Source organism: Bradyrhizobium sp. WSM4873, assembly GCF_055811355.1.
The window spans coordinates 1-672 of record NZ_JBVVPS010000115.1; the positions used below are offsets into that span (position 1 = coordinate 1).

The 672-nt window shown below is 61.9% G+C and carries 1 protein-coding gene; it reads left to right on the forward strand.

Annotation, left to right across the window (positions count from 1 at the left end):
- A partial coding sequence (gene istB, locus AC0L21_RS37985; RefSeq protein ID WP_473267122.1) for an IS21-like element helper ATPase IstB occupies positions 1 to 551 on the forward strand: 551 nt, incomplete at its 5' end.
- Between the last annotated feature and the right edge of the window lie 121 nt (positions 552 to 672).

Below are 672 nucleotides of genomic sequence, written 5' to 3' on the forward strand. Positions count from 1 at the left end.
TCGAAGATGTCGATCTGCGCGCTCCGCGCGGCATCGACCGCGCCTTCTTTGCCAAGCTCGTCGATGGCGATTGGATCGGCCGCAAGCAAAATTTGCTCATCACCGGGCCGACCGGCGTCGGCAAGAGCTGGATCGCCTGCGCGCTCGGTCACAAGGCATGCCGCGATAATCGATCGGTCTTATACCATCGCCTGCCAAGGCTGTTCGAAGCTCTTGCGCTCGCCCGCGGCGACGGACGCTATGCGCGGCTCCTCAAGACGTTATCGAGGGTCGATTTGCTCATCCTCGACGACTGGGGCCTCGCTCCGATTACCGGCGAGCAGCGTCGCGATCTCCTCGAAGTCGTCGACGATCGTCACCAGCGCGGATCGACCATCATCACCAGCCAGGTACCGATCGAAAATTGGCATGAGATCATCGCCGACCCGACCATCGCCGACGCCGTCCTCGACCGCCTCGTCCACAACGCTCACCGCCTCATCCTCAAAGGAGACAGCATGCGGAAAATAACTGCCCAACGCGCCAATCTTGACGCCGCGAAGAAAACCTGACCCAACTCCTCATGCCGGCAACGACACCCCGGCCGCCTTCGTCGGAACGGGTGGCCGCCTTCGATCGGAATGCATGGTCGCGTTCAATCGGAATCTCTGGCCGCAATCCCCGGAATCCGCA